We start from the raw sequence: 15,770 nt of genomic DNA, 5'->3' as shown, positions 1-15,770 counted from the left end.
ATTAGTATTTGGCACTTTTTCCGTTGGCCATTGTTCGCAATATAAACTCCCTTACATCATCATTAGCAGTTTTTAGGTCCTCTCTACGTAAATACATCATATGGCCGGAACGGTATCCCTTAAAACTAAAACGGTCTTTTAGCCTTCCACTTGGGTCAACTTGCCACATAGTATATTTTGCATTGAAATAGTTGGTTGCACCGTCATAGTATCCAGATTGAATCATTACGTTCAAATATGGATTTTGGGCCATGGCCTGTCTTAAATCATCTCGGGTATTGTCGTTTTCATTGTTCCAAGGGTGCACGGGGCCAAACATGTTATATTTTACATCGGTCTTAAAATTAAGTTCCTCTTGTAAATAATAGTTTATGGCAGGGGTAAAGCTATGTAACCAGGAAGTTAGTTCAGAATTGTAATCAGGTCTCATTCCGGCCATTTGCCTATCTATTCCCAAATATCTTGAATCTAATCTGCCTACGGTGTATCCACCCTTATCCCTTAAAAGGTTTTTCCAAAAAAAGGATGTTGGTACGGATAGATTTTGATCAATAACATCTTGTTGATCTAACCCGGAATAGTAAGCAATCTTTTCAGCCACTTTCTTCTTTTCAGATGCATCTAAAAATCCACCTTTGGCCAATGCCGGTATCAACTGGTTAATGGTGTAATCTTCGGATTCCGGTAAAATATCAAGAAGGTCTTTTTCCTGTAATGCCTTTGGCAATGCTTTATGGTGCCAAGCCGCCGCCGTGTAATAGGGCAGGTTTATCGCTTCCGCTACTGGGCCGCTATTACGGATGACTTTATAATCTGCGGGAGAAACCATGATTACCCCGTTTAAATACATCCATTGTTGATTTTGTAAAGCTAAGGAAAGGCCCATGACCCTTGTACCGCCATAACTCTCCCCAATGATATATTTAGGGGAACGCCATCTATTATTTCTGGTCACAAATGTGTTAAGCCACTCCGCTAAATATTTAATATCGGCATTAATTCCAAAGAACTTATCCCTGTCAACTTCTTTTCCGCTTTCCGGAATAGTTCTACTATATCCTGTATTTACCGGGTTTACATAGACTATATCGGCAACATCCAAAACGGAATGTGGATTCTGATCTACACCATAGGGCTGTACAGGATAACCTTCATCATCTATTTTTAATATTTTAGGTCCTGTATAAGCCAAATGCATCCATACGGATCCGGAACCCGGACCTCCGTTAAATGAGATCAATAGAGGTCTAGCGGCGCGATCTTTAATATTATTCCTGGTATAGTACGTATAATGTAAAGTTGCAACGGGTTTGGAATTACTGTCCCAAACGGGTTGGGTGCCGGTAGCTGCGGTATATGAAAAGGTACTACCGTTTATCGTTGCATTGTGCTGTGTGGTAATTACCGTATCTACAGGTACGGTACGCGATTGCGCAAATACTGCCGAAGCAAAAACTAAGAAGAAAAGGTGTACAATTTTTTTCATGTTCATTTGGTGTTGGTGAGTATACGAAAATAAGAATATTACAGGGATCATTTAGTATGTATTATTGAATACTTAAACTCATTTACAGCTTGGATTCATTTCGATAATCTATGGATAAGGAAAGTTTTCAGTTTTTTTAGTATTCTAATGTCCTATCTGTTAATTTTAATTAATTTAATACTCAAGCTAAATCACGAAGAACATGAAACACTATACAAGACGTAATTTTGGAAAGCTGGCTACAACAGGTTTTTTTGGCGCTGCCGTTTTTGGGTCCGTACCATTGGCAATGGGTTTGAATAAGGGGAATGAAACTAAAAAACTTGGTGTTGCGTTGGTAGGACTGGGTAGTTATAGTACTTACCAATTGGCTCCGGCACTTGTCCAGACAGAACATTGCTATTTGGCGGGCATAGTAACGGGTACAAAAGAAAAGGAGGCCGCATGGGCCAATAAGTATAATATTCCAAAAAAGAATATTTATAACTATGAAAATTTTGACGCGATAGCCAATAATGATGATATCGATATAGTATATGTGGTGTTGCCCAATAGCATGCATGCAGATTTTAGTATAAGGGCCGCCAAAGCAGGAAAACATGTAATTTGTGAAAAACCTATGGCGGTCAGCGTGGAAGAATGTGATGCCATTATGGCCGCATGTAAAAAAGCGGATGTAAAATTATCTGTAGGGTATAGAATGCAAAGTGATCCCTATACACAGGAAGTAAAAAAATATGTAAGGGAAAAAACCTTTGGCGATGTTCATTTTGTATCCTCCGATGCCGCTTATATTTCTAGGGGAAATCCAGATCAATGGAGGTTGAACAAGAAATTGTCAGGCGGTGGGGCTCTACTTAATATGGGTGTTTATGCAATACAGACCAGTATTTATGGGGTAGGAGAAAATCCCACAAGTGTATCTGCGCAGGAGTTTAGTACACGACCAGAATATTTTAAGGATACGGATGAGACCATTACTGCCCAGTTTACATTTAACAATGGAGCCGTAGCCCATATGATGACTTCCCATAATGCAAACGGGAACCGACTAAAAGTACATTGTAGCAATGGCTGGTTTGAGCTAGATCCTGCCCATAACTACGGACCGATCAATGGTAGAACCTCAAAAGGAAATACTATTTCCTTTCCTCATCAAAGTCAGCAAGCATTACAGATGGATGATTTTGCAAGACACATTCTGTTAGGTGCCAAAAACGTTGCTCCTGGTGAAATGGGAAAGCGTGACATGATTATTGCCGAAGCAATTTATGCATCTATTACAAATGGCGGCAAAACACAACCCTTAAATTTAGGTACCATGGGTATTGTAGGTTAAATATTTGATTTACAATGTGTTATGTTTTGTAATCGTTGCGGTTAACAATTAGTTCAATGTTACATAATTCTATCATTACCTAAATTTTACATTGTAACACTAATTTAAGATAAGCATAAAGCAATGCTAATTTTAAGGGTACCTTAAAACAAAGATGTCAATATAGTTTTGTGGAGTAGATAACCTAAAACTAAATTGATAATGAAAATCACAAAAAACGTAGTAGTAAAAACCTTGTTGCTATCATGTATTGGTATGGCCGTAATGAGTTGCGACCCTGAGGATGGAATTGATGGAATAAATGGTAAAGATGGTGTTGACGGCGTAGACGGGGTAGATGGCCAAGATGGAAAAGATGGTGAGGATTTTTCACCACCAGCAACCATGTTCGAAAACAAGTCCAACTTAGCTCCTTTAGTAGCCATGATGCCCCAGTTCAATTATGTGGAGGCATATTCATTAATAAGCTCCTCTGATACTTTAAGCAATGATTTTAAATTGGTAGGTGCACAGGACGGTGCAGGGTTTTTAAAAGACCCTGAAAGTGATGGTTATATCTATGTGGTAAATTCTGAAGATGCCTATGCAGTGAGCAGGATTAAATTAGACGCCAACCTTAATCCTATTAGTGGGGATTGGTTATTGAATTCTGGTGTGGCCGATTTTGCAAGACAATGCTCTGCTACCATGTGGGAAGCAGATATACATGGCGGTGGGTCAGATATATTTCTTTCTGCTTCTGAAAGTATTAATTACGATGTAAAGGGAATTGATCCCTATGTAGCAACACCTACACCGACCGCAGATTTTGGTTTGGATGCTCTTGGTGAATTTTCATGGGAGAATGCAGTGCCTTTACCAAAGAATGCCTATCCTGGTAAAACGGTTATTTTAGGCGGGGACGATGATTCCAGTGGCTCTGAAGGCCAAGTTTCATTATATTACTCGGAGGATGGTGATGCAGATCTTACCGGAGGAAAAATATATGTACTTCGTTTTAAGCAAGTGTCCGATGGATCGGGGGGTGTTATCGATGCTACTCCTGAAACCATATATAATGAATCTAACTTGGACTTTCAAACCACCTATGATGTAGAGTTTGTTGAAATCGTGGATGGTGCGGATATGACCAAGAACGAAATGGAAGACGCTTCCGTAGCGGTATATGCATCTGCATTTATGAGGGTAGAGGATGTTGATTATCAAAAAGGAACAGATGAAAAGGGAAGAAACGTATTTTTTGCTGTAACCGGTAGGGGACCTGGTGCTGGCACGTATAATGACTGGGGTACGGTATACAAACTGGAGCTGGATGAAGAATCGCCATTGTCCGGAAAATTAACGCAGATCGTTAGTGGAAATACCGATAGTAACAACGCGGACGGGAACCTAAGCATGTTGCAAAGCCCGGATAATATCTGTGTTACGGAAAACTTTGTATACTTTCAGGAAGACCCCAATTCTTTTGACAGGGGCCATGCTGCGTATATATATCAATCAGATTTAAATGGTAACAGCATACGTCCGGTTCTTGAATTAGTGCTTAGGTCCGATCTTACCGCTGATGGATCGCTAAATGTTGGTGATGGCGATGGTGGCGAATATGGTGCACTTATAGATATTTCCGACAAAATAGGGGTTCCGGATACATTCATTTTAAACTTACAGCCACATTACTGGCAAGATGATTCATTTAAGGGGCGTGATGGACATGTAAACACGGATTATGAAGATAATCAAGGTGGACAGATCGTTATCCTTAAGGGGTTACCTAGATAATTTTTCTTTAATCAACTGAAAGGGCCTACCCAATTTTTTGGGAGGTCCTTTCTAATTTAAATACGTTTATGTTCAAGAATATTTGTAATCTATTGGTGTTTGGGGTTGTGTTGGTCTCATGTAAGGATGTATCAATCAACACTACGGAAACTTTGGATAAGGTGCCGGATTTTACTAAAGCTCAAGACTATTATTATTCAAACATGGTTTTGGCCGTTAACTATATGGATTCATTGATGATGGTCAAGGTAGATGATCCTTTGGCAAAGCAATATTTTAAAGCGGTCCGTACCGCTTTCAAAAAAGCGGAGCCATACGCGTCCTATCTTAAACCGGAAGTTGGTCATAGGGTAAACGGACCGGCTTTACCGGTTCTGACCGAAGATACCCAAAAAGTACTTGCACCCATTGGACTGCAAAAGATTGAGGAGAGTATTTATTCCGGAATAGATGATGAGAAAACTTATGAGCGCGAGTTGGAGTTGACCAAGGGGCTTATGGTAGTTTTACGCAATTATATCCCAAAACGTACTCTTACTTCCCAACGTTTTTTTATAAGTATCCATCAACAGCTCATGAGAATTGTAAGTTTGGGTATTACGGGTTTTGACACCCCTGTAAGTCAACTAGGACTTGAAGAAACCAAAATATCGCTCAACAGTTTATTTAATGTATATAGTATGTCGTTGGCACATATTGTAAAAGAACGGTCACCAGAACTTAATGAGGATTTTGAAAAAACCGTTTTTTTGGCAATCAATTTTATTGGGGACAATCCCAATTTTGAGACTTTTGACCGGTATGTGTTCATTAGGGATTATTTTAATCCTATAACTAGAAATTGGCTGGCCATTAGAAAAGCATCTAGTAGTTGGGAGCCTGTAGATAACTTTCCATTTAATTTTGATGCTCCCACTTTTTTTGAATCCAATTCATTTAACCCAAACTATTTTATATCGAACACCAATAAAAATCCGACCCAACAGCAAATAGACTTAGGAAAACAATTATTTTTCGATAAAAATCTATCCAAAAATAAGGATATGGCCTGTGTCACCTGTCATAATCCAAATAAGGGTTGGGCGGATAACGTGGTATTGAATAAGGATAATGAAGGAAAAGATTTAGACCGTAATACACCAACGTTGATCAATGCTACATTTCAGCAAAGTCAATTCTGGGACGGGCGTTCACCAGATTTAATAGCTCAAGTATCCGCTGTGTTTACTAATGAGAAAGAATTTGCTTCTTCGGTTCATCAATTTTCTAACGAGATTATGATCAACGATAGTTATCGGCACTTGTTTAAAGAGGCCTACGGAGATATATCCATAAAAAATATTGATATGGTTAAAGCGATATCTTCCTATATAGCCACCCTTAACGGATTTGACTCAAAGTTTGATAAAAATATTAGGGCAGAAGTAAATTCATATACAGAGGAGGAAAAATTAGGATTTAATCTGTTTACGGGAAAAGCCCTTTGTGCTACTTGCCACTTTATACCTTTGACCAATGGTACCGTACCACCATTTTTTGCGGAACATGAGAAAGAGATTATTGGTGTTCCTGCCAATGCCAATAATAAACAACTGGATGAAGATGTAGGGTTTTATGCAATATCCAAAATAGACCTACAAAAAGGAATGTTCAAAACCCCAACGGTACGTAATGTAGGTGTTACTGCTCCTTATATGCATAATGGTGTTTATAATACCCTAGAGGAAGTCGTTAATTTTTACAATCTTGGTGGAGGTATAGGTTTGGGCTTTGATCTACCGCACCAAACACTACCTTTTGATCATCTGGAGCTGACTAGTATTGAAGAAAATGCATTGGTAGCATTTATGAATACTTTGACAGACGTTCCCAAAATCACCAATTATTAAAATTTTTCAAAAACGCCGAGTCCAAATAAGGCAAAGTCATATTTTACGGGATCAACTGGATCTAGCTTCCTTAAATTGGCATCTAGTTCTGCTAAAGCCTTGGCATCATTTTGTTTACGTTTTAGCAGACCTAGTTTACGTGCTACGTTACCGGAGTGTACATCCAAGGGACATGATAATATTGAGGAAGGTATATTTTCCCATAAACCAAAATCAACTTCAGTACGTGCATCCCTAACCATCCATCGTAGAAACATATTAATGCGTTTTGCCGCAGAACCTTTTAATGGGTCAGATACATGTTTGGTTGTTCTGGTTTCATGGGGCAGTTCAAAAAAAAGCTCTTTGAATTTAGATATCGTAGGTTGTAATGAATTTGATGTCTGGTATTTGGTAAAGATTCCTTCAAGTCCATTATGTACTTTATAGATATGCCTTAAACTTTTTATGAAATAGCTTAAGTCAATTCCATTAAAAGTTCTATGTACAAAATTGGCTAATTGGTCCAAATCTTTTTCACTGTAATTACTTATGAAATCATAAGGACTTTGGCCCATTAACTCCATTAACTTATGTGAATTGTTAATGATACTTTTTCTGTTTCCCCAGGCAATTGTAGCTGTTAAGAAAGCACTGATTTCAATATCTTCCTTTATGGTGAACATATGTGGAATTTGGATAGGGTCTGTGTCCAAAAACAGTTTATTGTTGTAAGCAATGACTTTTTCATCCATAAATTCCTTTAAGTCCGCCTTGTTCATTTAATGTCAATTTTTAGTATGGTTACAATCAAAACAGGGGCTAATAAAATAAGGTTGTAAAGCCCATGCAGTATTATGGACCAAAATAGACCAAACTTGATTCTTATAAATCCTAATATGAATCCTGCACAGATTTGTGGTGCTACCAATAGGGGCGCAAAGAAAATTACTTGTGTAGACCATTCAAAATTACTGATGTGAACCAAACCGAACAATATTGTAAATGCATAAAAGATTTTTGGGAAAGAAGTTTTGTTTTTAAAATAAACCAATGGCGCTCTAAAAACTAACTCTTCTAGTATGGGGGCTACGATTACTGCCAAAAAGAATATGGTCATGGGTGAATATTGGGCAAATAAATCCTCAACGGCATGTTTGCCCATGTCCAAATCAAAAATTTGCTGTACAACTCCCGCAATGGTCAAGAGTAATACACTTAATGCCAATGAGATGAATAAAAGTTGAACTAATCTCCCCCATCTATAAATAGATGATTTGTTTGCATCTATTTGATATTCAGGTCGCTTTGCAAATGCATAAAGTTCTTCTAGCATATTATATAATTATGCTATGATAATTTCTTTATCCACAATTTTGCCATCGACCATGGTAAGTTTACGGTCGGCCATTTCAGCTAATTCTTCATTATGGGTAACGATTACGAAAGTCTGTCCAAACTTTTCACGAAGCTCAAAAAATAACTTGTGTAGATTGTCCGCACTTTCAGAATCTAAATTTCCGCTTGGCTCATCCGCAAAGATTATTGATGGATTGTTGATCAGTGCCCGGGCAACTGCTACACGTTGTTGTTCTCCTCCCGACAATTCTGCCGGTTTATGATCAATTCTATGAGAAAGACCTAGGAAAGCCAATAGTTCCTTCGCCCTTTTCTCAGCTTCAGCTTTTGGTGTTTTTTTAATGAAAGCGGGTAAGCACACATTTTCCAATGCCGTGAATTCTGGTAACAGCTGGTGGAACTGAAAAATAAAACCAATATGTTCGTTTCTGAATTTTGCCAGCTCTTTGTCGTTTAAATTGGTGGTTTCAATATTATTGATCAATAAATTGCTGTCATTTCTATTGGATTGTACATCCAATGTTCCCAAGATTTGCAACAAGGTGGTTTTTCCTGCACCGGAAGCACCTACAATAGATACAATTTCTCCTTTTTTTATATGCAGGTCTACACCTTTTAAAACCTCTAATGTTCCGTAATATTTATGAATGTTAGAAGCTTTGATCATAGATGAGGTTATTTAGATATGTGTTCAAAATTAATGAAAATAGCGCTTGCGAAAAATACTATGTGCAATTATACTTTTACAAAAGCTTTCATTGGTACAATGAATTTCAAAATGAGTAATTTTGTTGCTTTTATGAATAATAAGTAAGGTAATTGAAAAAAGATTACGTAATTTTGTTCAACGAAAATAAAATTTTATTAAACATAATTTATACTATATGTCCTCTTATAGAAATTTAGAAGAATATAATCTTGAAATAACCGATGAAGTAAGAAGCAGGTATTCTTCCATTATTGAAGAAATTGGTGAAAATGTAGAGCGGGAAGGACTTATAAAAACTCCTGAGCGTGCTGCAAAGGCTATGCTTTTTTTAACCCAAGGGTATAAACAGGATGCCGTTGAAATTCTCAAAGGGGCCATGTTCAAGGAGTCTTATGATGATATGGTCATTATAAAGGATATTGAATTGTATTCCTTATGCGAGCACCACATGCTACCATTTTTTGGAAAGGCCCATATTGCTTATATACCCAACGGCCATATTGTAGGACTCAGTAAAATACCTAGAGTGGTAGATGTTTTTGCAAGAAGGTTACAGGTACAGGAGCGCTTAACACATGACATTCTAGAATGTATCAATACTACCTTAAAGCCAAAAGGGGTTGCCGTAGTCATAGAAGCATCACATATGTGCATGATGATGAGGGGAGTGCAGAAACAAAATTCGGTCACTACTACTTCTGGATTTAGAGGGCAGTTTGAGAAAATAGAAACCCGGAACGAATTTCTAAAACTCATAAGTGCTAAACTTTCCTAGTCCCTTTTTTTGATTTAAAACCTATGAAAATTTGGCATCTTTGTTGTATACCACATAAAGATTAACTAAATTTTCATTATGTCTATTTTAAAAAATAAAAAATATAAACAACTCCTTATGGGGCTGTTGTTCGATGGTATTGGTATGCTGTCTTTTGCCATACCATTTGTAGGTGAGTTCTCCGACATTGTCTGGGCACCTTTGTCAGGATGGCTAATGACCAGAATGTATAAAGGTAAAGTTGGTCAGGCAGCGGGTATATTTACATTTGTAGAGGAGATTATACCAGGTTTTGACATTATACCCTCCTTTACGTTAATGTGGTTATATACTTATGTCTTTAAGAGTGAAGAAAAAGGCAAGACTATTGAGGTCTAATTAACTTTCTAAAAATTTGTAAATGGCTTAACTTTAACTCAAATCGGAAATGTTTTGAAAAGAAGAAGTTTTGTCACCAAATCGAGTTTGGCAGGTCTGTCCAGTGTTCTCGGAATAGATATTGTTTATGGAGCGTTAATGCCATCTGGTTATACGCCGCTGGCCTATCAAGATGTAAATCCTTTTACCTTATTTAAAAAGGACGAAGCCATGGTTGTTCTTAATGATAGACCTTGGAATATGGAAGCCCAGGCACATTTGTTAAATGATCCGGTTACGCCTAATAAGTATATGTTTATTCGTAACAACGGACTCATTCCTGAAACAATTGATGAAAAAACATGGACGCTTACAATTAACGGTGAATCTGTTAAAGCTTATAAGACCTATACGCTTCAAGATCTAAAAACCAAGTTTAAACATTATACCTATCAACTTACTTTGGAATGTGGCGGTAATGGCAGAAGTGAGTTTGATCCACCGGCAAAAGGGAATCAATGGACTATTGGTGCCGTTTCATGTGCCAATTGGACAGGTATAAGGTTAAAAGACCTTTTGACAGATGTTGGCCTAAAAGATGATGCAGTTTATATAGGCTATCATGCGGCTGACCAACATTTAAGTAAAAACCCGAATAAAGAACCTATTTCTAGGGGAGTGCCCATAGCCAAAGCCATGCAAGATGAAACTTTAATAGCTTTTGCAATGAACGGCGAGCCTATACCAAAAGTTCATGGTTTTCCATTACGATTGGTTTGTGGAGGTTGGCCAGCTTCAACTTCCGGAAAATGGTTGACCGGTATAAGTGTAAGAAATAAAGTTCATGACGGAGAGAAAATGGGTGGGAGCTCATACAGGGTGCCTTGTGAAACCGTGGCGCCGGGGGAAACGGTTACGGATGATCAAATGTGTATCATAGAGTCCATGCCAGTAAAATCCTTAATTACTTATCCTAAGTCAGGAGCACTGCTAACAGAAGGTAAAATGTTGAAAATCAATGGTCATGCATGGGCAGGGGAATTGCAGGTTGCAAAAATGGAATATTCAATAGATTTTGGATCATCTTGGAATACCGCAAATTTAGATACACCTACCAATAGGTTGGCCTGGCAATCTTTTAGCGCACGTGTATCCTTTCCTAAAAAGGGATATTATGAAATTTGGGCCAGGGCCACGGATGAAAATGGTACTAAACAACCCATGGTATTACCTGGATGGAACCCTAAGGGATATTTGAACAATGCTTGTCATAGAATTGCCGTAAAAGTTGTATGATGCAAGAACATAAAGAAACCGAAAGAATTATTTTTAAGCCTGTTTTTAAAATTATCATTTTAATATTGATAAGTTTTGTGGTTTTGGGCGCTTTGGCAATCATGTTATATGGTCCAAAGGAAACTCAAGTAGCGTTAGAAGAAGGTAGTCCTGAAGCTATTGAAAATGGAATACATTTGCGTACAGGACTTATTGACGCACCAGATTTGCAGGCCGTAATCACCAATTGCACCACCTGTCATTCCTCACAACTTATTATTCAAAATAGAATGGGAGAGGAGCAATGGAACGCAACCATTCGTTGGATGCAAAAAACACAGGGACTTTGGCCATTGGGCGATAATCAAAAAGTAATTGTAGACTATTTGGTAAAAAATTATCCACCTCTTAAAAAGGGTAGAAGACCTGCACTCACCAATATTGAGTGGTATAACCTCGATGAATAATTCTCAAATATATAAAAGCCCTTAAAGATAAACTTTAAGGGGCTTTTAATTGAATCTATTCCTAGTATTTAAAGCGGGATACTCACACCTAAATTAATGTTCCTTCCAATATTTCTAATGCCATCAGATTTAAGTCTTGATAAGTGAGAAATATATTCTTTATCTAGAATGTTATTTGCACTCAATTTTATTTCAATAGGTTGGTTAGAAATGGCAACAGTAGCACCAAAGCCTAAATTCAACAATGAGTAAGCACCTGTTGGCATTTCAAAATCACTTACCCTAGTTTGGGCGAAATAAGATTTTAAAGTAATAAAACCATAACCATTATACAAATTCTCATTGACCTTAGCCAATTCAAATCGTAAAGTATTTGTCCAGTTATTTGCAGGAATTAGAGGTAAATTGCCACCATTTTTCAAATCTCCATTTACGATGGAAAAATTGCTTTCCATGTGTAACCAATCTAATGGATGTTGGTGATAATGAAGCCCGGCTTCACCGCCATATATATTTGCATCTTGTTGTTGGTATAGAAAAACAGCATCACCGTCAACAATAGTTCCATTTGGCTCTAAATAGATATAATCGGAGATAGAATTATAAAATCCGTTGATATAAAATTCAAAATGTTCGTTTTGAAATTCTAAAGATAAATCTGTTTGTACATTACGTTCATTGTCTAAATTTTCATTACCAATTTCATATCTATTTGTACCTTCATGAGAACCATTGGAAGTTAATTCTGCCAGATTGGGAGCCCTAAAACCAGAAGCCACATTAAGTCGGCTTATAATATTCTTGCTCAAATCAATTTTATAACCTGCAGCTAAATTAAAACTGTTATAACTTCTTTTTAATGCTGCTATATACCCTTCATCTCCTATGATTCCGTTTTCTTCTCCATCAATAGTACGTCTGTCAAAACGAATACCTAATTGTATATCACTTTTGTTGAAATGTATATGAGAAGTAGCTAAAACTCCAATGTCATTCGTGATTGCGTCAGGAATTAAAACTTCTTCACCATAGTTTTCATTTGTTTGGTTCATACCTTGAACACCTACAATAGTTTCAACGGCACCGATTTTCGCTAAATTATATTGAATATTATAGCTTAAGGTTTGCAATTTCATGTCTAAAGCAGCTTCTTCACCTTCATGATCTTCACCTTCTTCTTCTTCATGATCTTCACCTTCTTCGTGTTCTTCTCCTTCTTCCTCGTGGTGGTGATCTTCAAATTCTTGTCTATTATTGTTGGTAAGGCCTAAAATGACCTGTAGACTTGAATTATTAAAATAAATATTAGATTTTGAACTCAGTATATGGCTGGTAATATTTTGAAAAGGTTCAATGGCATTTCTGTCCGTAGATTGTTCTCCTATTTCCTCTGGAATACCTAGCTCAGAATTGTTGTAATTATAGCGAACTTCAGTTTTAAAATGGCTCAATTGATAGGCTAAACCTGTTTTTAAATCCTTTTCATTAAACCGCGAATTGGTCACGCGTTCATCACTTCCAGTTTTGTAATCAACATGAGAGCTTCCGCCAAAGCGGGCTAAAAATTTAAGTTTGTCTGAAGATGCTTTTATACCTGCATTACCATTTATACCTTGAGAATTAGAGAAATAATTAAGATTTATATCTCCGTCAACGTCGTTTGTATTTGCGAATTTTTCAGGATTAAGATAAAGAACACCGCCCAAAGCATCCGAACCATATAATAAAGAAGCGGGACCTTTAATTACTTCAACACTTTCAATACCCGCATCACTAATTCCTAACCCATGCTCATCACCAAATTGTTGATTTTCTAAACGTATACCTTGGGTATAGGTCAATACTCTATTTGAACTTAAACCTCTAATTACTGGCTTGCCAATACCAACCCCCGTAGATACACTTTCTACACCAGGAATGTTCGTTATACCTTCGGCTAAATTAATTGCTCCGGCATTTTGCAACTCTTTTATGCTGCTTCTTTCAACTTTCATTACATTTTCTCGCTGTAATTTATGAAATGGTGTAGATACGATAACTTCTTCCATTTCAATGGCACTCGTAGTTAATTCTAAAGAAAGCTTCGTAGATTTATTTAAAATCTCAAGAGTTTGCGAATAGGTTTGGTACCCTATATATGAGACTACTATTTTAAACTTTCCGGTAGGTAAATTATTGATTTCATAATAACCGTCAGCATTTGTAACCGTACCTTTTTCCAACTGTGGAAAATATATGGATACTTGTTCTAGAGGTTCTTGGTTTTCTTTGTCTTTAATAGTTCCGTTCAAACTATTTTGCGCGAATGCAAAGTGTGCTAACAATGCAAATAGCATTGTTATATGTATATTTTTCATATAAAATTGTATTAAGATATTAAGATTTAAACGTGTTGCTAGGATTTTTCTAACAAGTTGGGGGACCTCTTAATACAAAATGTAGTTGTTGATATTTACTTAAAAAGTAATAGTTATTAGTAATTACCTTGGTAATTGTAGAAGGAGCGATAAAGTTAGGGCAATCAAATTCTGGATTAAAAAATGTAGATAAATGATAATGTTCAAAATCACAGTTAAACTCTACGGCGTGAATATGTAATTCACCTTTCATAACACATTGAACATTTTCATGTTCATGCATTGCATGCGAAATTTTCACAAAATAAGGCCCTAGTAAACCGACCAATAAGATGATGGCCACTATAGAATTTACAATTTTGTGTTTTGTTAAACTCATGTTTGCAAATCTAACCCATGCATGTTGCAAAAAACTGTTAAAGAACTATTAAATTATGTAACTAAAAAACCTAGTCCAATTCTTTTTAGCATCTTTTTTTCAAAAGCCCAGAAAAATTTAAATTGTCCAAATAACCAGCCATAAATTACCAATAACACCTGATAAAAGGGAAAAATCAGAAGAATCCGCAAAACTATATATAATGTGTTTCCCCACCAAGTTTCAGAAAAATTTGCTTGATCTAGTCCTATAAAATCCAGAAAAGGCTTAGCGACGTATACAGATGAAGAGCCGGTAATGGCAAATACGAAGAATATGATAATCAATTGAAAATTGTTGGTAATGCCCCAACGTTCTTTTAACCTTTGCATATTATTGTTTAAAGGCTGTAAAGATACTTCTTAAATACGTGGTAAAAAAGGACCTAAACGTTGATTGTACTTTCTTTGGAAATAAATAAAATAATTATATAATTTGTAGTTGACCTCGTATCCATAATCAATATTTTGATTGTAATCTATTTGAAGTTCATAAAGATTGGGGTTATAGCGCATAGGTTGTAATACGCGCTGGTTCCATTCCACGACCATCAAATAATTTCTATTTTCCAAAAATTCCTGTGAATAATAACCTTCTGGTTTGGCAATGGAATTCAGCCAAGTGTTAAAACCGGGTTCTATTATAATGATTTCATATTCGGTCTTATCGCTTGCAATCGTTATTGTATCACCTTTAACTTGTTCAAATACCGTTTTCTCAGCGCTGGAAATAGATACCGCTTCTTTGCTACTACCGCAACTGGATATAAAAAATACATAGATGCAGGAAAGTATTGAAAATGTCAGTTTATAAATTTGTTTCTTTTTCATAGGATTTAAAATACAAAAAGCCGCTTGCAATTGCAAGCGGCTTTTTTATATAGGTAACCGTTAATTTATTTTCCGAACAATCCGCCTAAAAGGCCACCTAAGCCCCCTTGCTTTTTGTTACTGCCCATTACCATACCGGCAACATCGTCCAATATACTACCATCACCGTCCGCGTCCAATAAGGTAGTGATCAAACTTTGGTTTTCTTGGGGTTGACCTCCGAGCATACTTCCAAGCAAGGCGTTCATTCCAGAGGAATCGCTAACATTACTTTGTGCGGTTTGCTTTCCTAGGTAACCCATTACAATAGGTGCAGCAATCTTTAATATTTGAGTAATAGAACCGGCATCCAATCCAGATTTTTGGCTCAGTGCATTTTCTACCTGTGGTTGTTTGTTACCAAAGACATGGCCAAGTATACCGGCACCGTCCTGTATTACATTGTCATCTACGCCACCATCAAACAGGCCTCCTAAATTATCTAATATTCCTCCATTATGCTTGCCGGAGAGTGCACTCATTAATCCTTGTGCCCCTTCTGGAGAAGATACATTTTTCTTCATTGCACCTAATATTAAAGGCATTGCCATACTAAGCACATCTGCTGTTTTACTTTCGGGTTGGTTGGTTTGCCCTGCAACCCCACTTATTAATTGTTTGCCCATTGGGCTGTTCAATAGATCTAATAATCCTGCCATTGTTATAGTTAATTTAATGTTCGCGGCTTAAAGTACAAAAAGAGTTAGAAAAA

At 36.9% G+C, this 15,770-nt stretch carries 16 protein-coding genes; 7 read left to right on the top strand and 9 right to left on the bottom strand.

Annotated elements, in window-relative coordinates:
* Position 1: 1 nt before the first annotated feature.
* Positions 2–1,486 (bottom strand): S10 family peptidase, encoded by a 1,485-nt coding sequence (locus tag CHB68_RS09105; protein WP_089260517.1) that lies wholly within the window; start codon positions 1,484–1,486, stop codon positions 2–4.
* 202 nt (positions 1,487–1,688) lie between these two features.
* Here CHB68_RS09105 and CHB68_RS09100 point away from each other — a divergent pair, with 202 nt between their 5' ends.
* The 3 genes from CHB68_RS09100 (at position 1,689) to CHB68_RS09090 (ending at position 6,493) form a co-directional block, all read left to right on the top strand.
* Positions 1,689–2,825, top strand: coding sequence for a Gfo/Idh/MocA family protein (locus CHB68_RS09100; RefSeq protein ID WP_089260516.1), 1,137 nt, complete (start codon positions 1,689–1,691; stop codon positions 2,823–2,825).
* 201 nt (positions 2,826–3,026) lie between these two features.
* The gene (locus CHB68_RS09095) at positions 3,027–4,604 is read left to right on the top strand and encodes a PhoX family protein (protein WP_089260515.1); all 1,578 of its coding nucleotides are present in this window, start codon (positions 3,027–3,029) and stop codon (positions 4,602–4,604) included.
* 68 nt (positions 4,605–4,672) lie between these two features.
* Complete coding sequence (locus tag CHB68_RS09090; RefSeq protein WP_089260514.1) at positions 4,673–6,493, top strand: cytochrome-c peroxidase; 1,821 nt, start codon at positions 4,673–4,675, stop codon at positions 6,491–6,493.
* Here CHB68_RS09090 and CHB68_RS09085 read toward each other — a convergent pair.
* Genes CHB68_RS09085 through CHB68_RS09075 form a run of 3 tightly spaced genes read right to left on the bottom strand, consistent with a single transcriptional unit; the run spans position 6,490 to position 8,498 of the window.
* The gene (locus CHB68_RS09085) at positions 6,490–7,254 is read right to left on the bottom strand and encodes a TIGR02757 family protein (RefSeq protein WP_089260513.1); all 765 of its coding nucleotides are present in this window, start codon (positions 7,252–7,254) and stop codon (positions 6,490–6,492) included. The genes CHB68_RS09090 and CHB68_RS09085 overlap by 4 nt on opposite strands.
* Positions 7,251–7,808, bottom strand: coding sequence for a CPBP family intramembrane glutamic endopeptidase (locus CHB68_RS09080; RefSeq protein ID WP_089260512.1), 558 nt, complete (start codon positions 7,806–7,808; stop codon positions 7,251–7,253). Before CHB68_RS09080 ends, CHB68_RS09085 begins: the two co-directional genes overlap by 4 nt.
* Positions 7,809–7,817: 9 nt before the next feature.
* Positions 7,818–8,498, bottom strand: coding sequence for an ABC transporter ATP-binding protein (locus tag CHB68_RS09075; protein ID WP_089260511.1), 681 nt, complete (start codon positions 8,496–8,498; stop codon positions 7,818–7,820).
* 217 nt (positions 8,499–8,715) lie between these two features.
* Here CHB68_RS09075 and folE point away from each other — a divergent pair, with 217 nt between their 5' ends.
* The 4 genes from folE (at position 8,716) to CHB68_RS09055 (ending at position 11,414) form a co-directional block, all read left to right on the top strand.
* Complete coding sequence (gene folE / locus CHB68_RS09070; protein ID WP_089260510.1) at positions 8,716–9,315, top strand: GTP cyclohydrolase I FolE; 600 nt, start codon at positions 8,716–8,718, stop codon at positions 9,313–9,315.
* A gap of 78 nt (positions 9,316–9,393) precedes the next feature.
* Positions 9,394–9,693: a hypothetical protein gene (locus CHB68_RS09065; RefSeq protein WP_089260509.1), complete on the top strand. Its 300-nt coding sequence runs from the start codon at positions 9,394–9,396 to the stop codon at positions 9,691–9,693.
* A 54-nt stretch (positions 9,694–9,747) separates the two neighbouring features.
* Positions 9,748–10,968, top strand: coding sequence for a sulfite oxidase (locus CHB68_RS09060; protein WP_089260508.1), 1,221 nt, complete (start codon positions 9,748–9,750; stop codon positions 10,966–10,968).
* Positions 10,965–11,414 carry a hypothetical protein gene (locus tag CHB68_RS09055; protein ID WP_089260507.1) on the top strand — a complete coding sequence of 150 codons (450 nt, stop codon included), beginning with the start codon at positions 10,965–10,967 and terminating at the stop codon, positions 11,412–11,414. The genes CHB68_RS09060 and CHB68_RS09055 overlap by 4 nt, the downstream gene beginning before the upstream one ends.
* Positions 11,415–11,482: 68 nt before the next feature.
* On the opposite strand, the gene CHB68_RS09050 is transcribed toward CHB68_RS09055, so the two are convergent.
* From CHB68_RS09050 to CHB68_RS09030, 5 genes are all read right to left on the bottom strand, one after another.
* Positions 11,483–13,771, bottom strand: a complete 2,289-nt coding sequence (locus CHB68_RS09050) for a TonB-dependent receptor (RefSeq protein WP_089260506.1) — start codon at positions 13,769–13,771, stop codon at positions 11,483–11,485.
* 49 nt (positions 13,772–13,820) lie between these two features.
* Entirely contained in the window at positions 13,821–14,150 is a 330-nt protein-coding gene (locus CHB68_RS09045; RefSeq protein WP_089260505.1) for a hypothetical protein, read from the bottom strand.
* Between the two features lie 53 nt (positions 14,151–14,203).
* On the bottom strand, positions 14,204–14,521 hold the full coding sequence (locus CHB68_RS09040) for a DUF6787 family protein (RefSeq protein ID WP_089260504.1): 318 nt from the start codon (positions 14,519–14,521) through the stop codon (positions 14,204–14,206).
* 30 nt (positions 14,522–14,551) lie between these two features.
* On the bottom strand, positions 14,552–15,019 hold the full coding sequence (locus tag CHB68_RS09035) for a DUF6146 family protein (protein WP_179213168.1): 468 nt from the start codon (positions 15,017–15,019) through the stop codon (positions 14,552–14,554).
* Positions 15,020–15,084: 65 nt separating this feature from the next.
* Entirely contained in the window at positions 15,085–15,717 is a 633-nt protein-coding gene (locus CHB68_RS09030; protein ID WP_089260503.1) for a DUF937 domain-containing protein, read from the bottom strand.
* Positions 15,718–15,770: the final 53 nt, after the last annotated feature.

This window comes from Maribacter sedimenticola (assembly GCF_900188415.1).
Lineage (GTDB): Bacteria > Bacteroidota > Bacteroidia > Flavobacteriales > Flavobacteriaceae > Maribacter > Maribacter sedimenticola.
Note: the sequence above shows the minus strand (reverse complement) of the source record. Positions and strands in the feature narration are given on the sequence as shown.

Coding starts and splice junctions, on each gene's coding strand:
- CHB68_RS09065 (WP_089260509.1), top strand. CDS start 9,394: ATGTCTATTTTAAAAAATAAAAAATATAAACAACTCCTTATGGGGCTG.
- CHB68_RS09045 (WP_089260505.1), bottom strand. CDS start 14,150: ATGAGTTTAACAAAACACAAAATTGTAAATTCTATAGTGGCCATCATC.
- CHB68_RS09100 (WP_089260516.1), top strand. CDS start 1,689: ATGAAACACTATACAAGACGTAATTTTGGAAAGCTGGCTACAACAGGT.
- CHB68_RS09050 (WP_089260506.1), bottom strand. CDS start 13,771: ATGAAAAATATACATATAACAATGCTATTTGCATTGTTAGCACACTTT.
- CHB68_RS09080 (WP_089260512.1), bottom strand. CDS start 7,808: ATGCTAGAAGAACTTTATGCATTTGCAAAGCGACCTGAATATCAAATA.
- CHB68_RS09105 (WP_089260517.1), bottom strand. CDS start 1,486: ATGAAAAAAATTGTACACCTTTTCTTCTTAGTTTTTGCTTCGGCAGTA.
- CHB68_RS09090 (WP_089260514.1), top strand. CDS start 4,673: ATGTTCAAGAATATTTGTAATCTATTGGTGTTTGGGGTTGTGTTGGTC.
- folE (WP_089260510.1), top strand. CDS start 8,716: ATGTCCTCTTATAGAAATTTAGAAGAATATAATCTTGAAATAACCGAT.
- CHB68_RS09085 (WP_089260513.1), bottom strand. CDS start 7,254: ATGAACAAGGCGGACTTAAAGGAATTTATGGATGAAAAAGTCATTGCT.
- CHB68_RS09095 (WP_089260515.1), top strand. CDS start 3,027: ATGAAAATCACAAAAAACGTAGTAGTAAAAACCTTGTTGCTATCATGT.
- CHB68_RS09035 (WP_179213168.1), bottom strand. CDS start 15,019: ATGAAAAAGAAACAAATTTATAAACTGACATTTTCAATACTTTCCTGC.
- CHB68_RS09075 (WP_089260511.1), bottom strand. CDS start 8,498: ATGATCAAAGCTTCTAACATTCATAAATATTACGGAACATTAGAGGTT.
- CHB68_RS09030 (WP_089260503.1), bottom strand. CDS start 15,717: ATGGCAGGATTATTAGATCTATTGAACAGCCCAATGGGCAAACAATTA.
- CHB68_RS09055 (WP_089260507.1), top strand. CDS start 10,965: ATGATGCAAGAACATAAAGAAACCGAAAGAATTATTTTTAAGCCTGTT.
- CHB68_RS09040 (WP_089260504.1), bottom strand. CDS start 14,521: ATGCAAAGGTTAAAAGAACGTTGGGGCATTACCAACAATTTTCAATTG.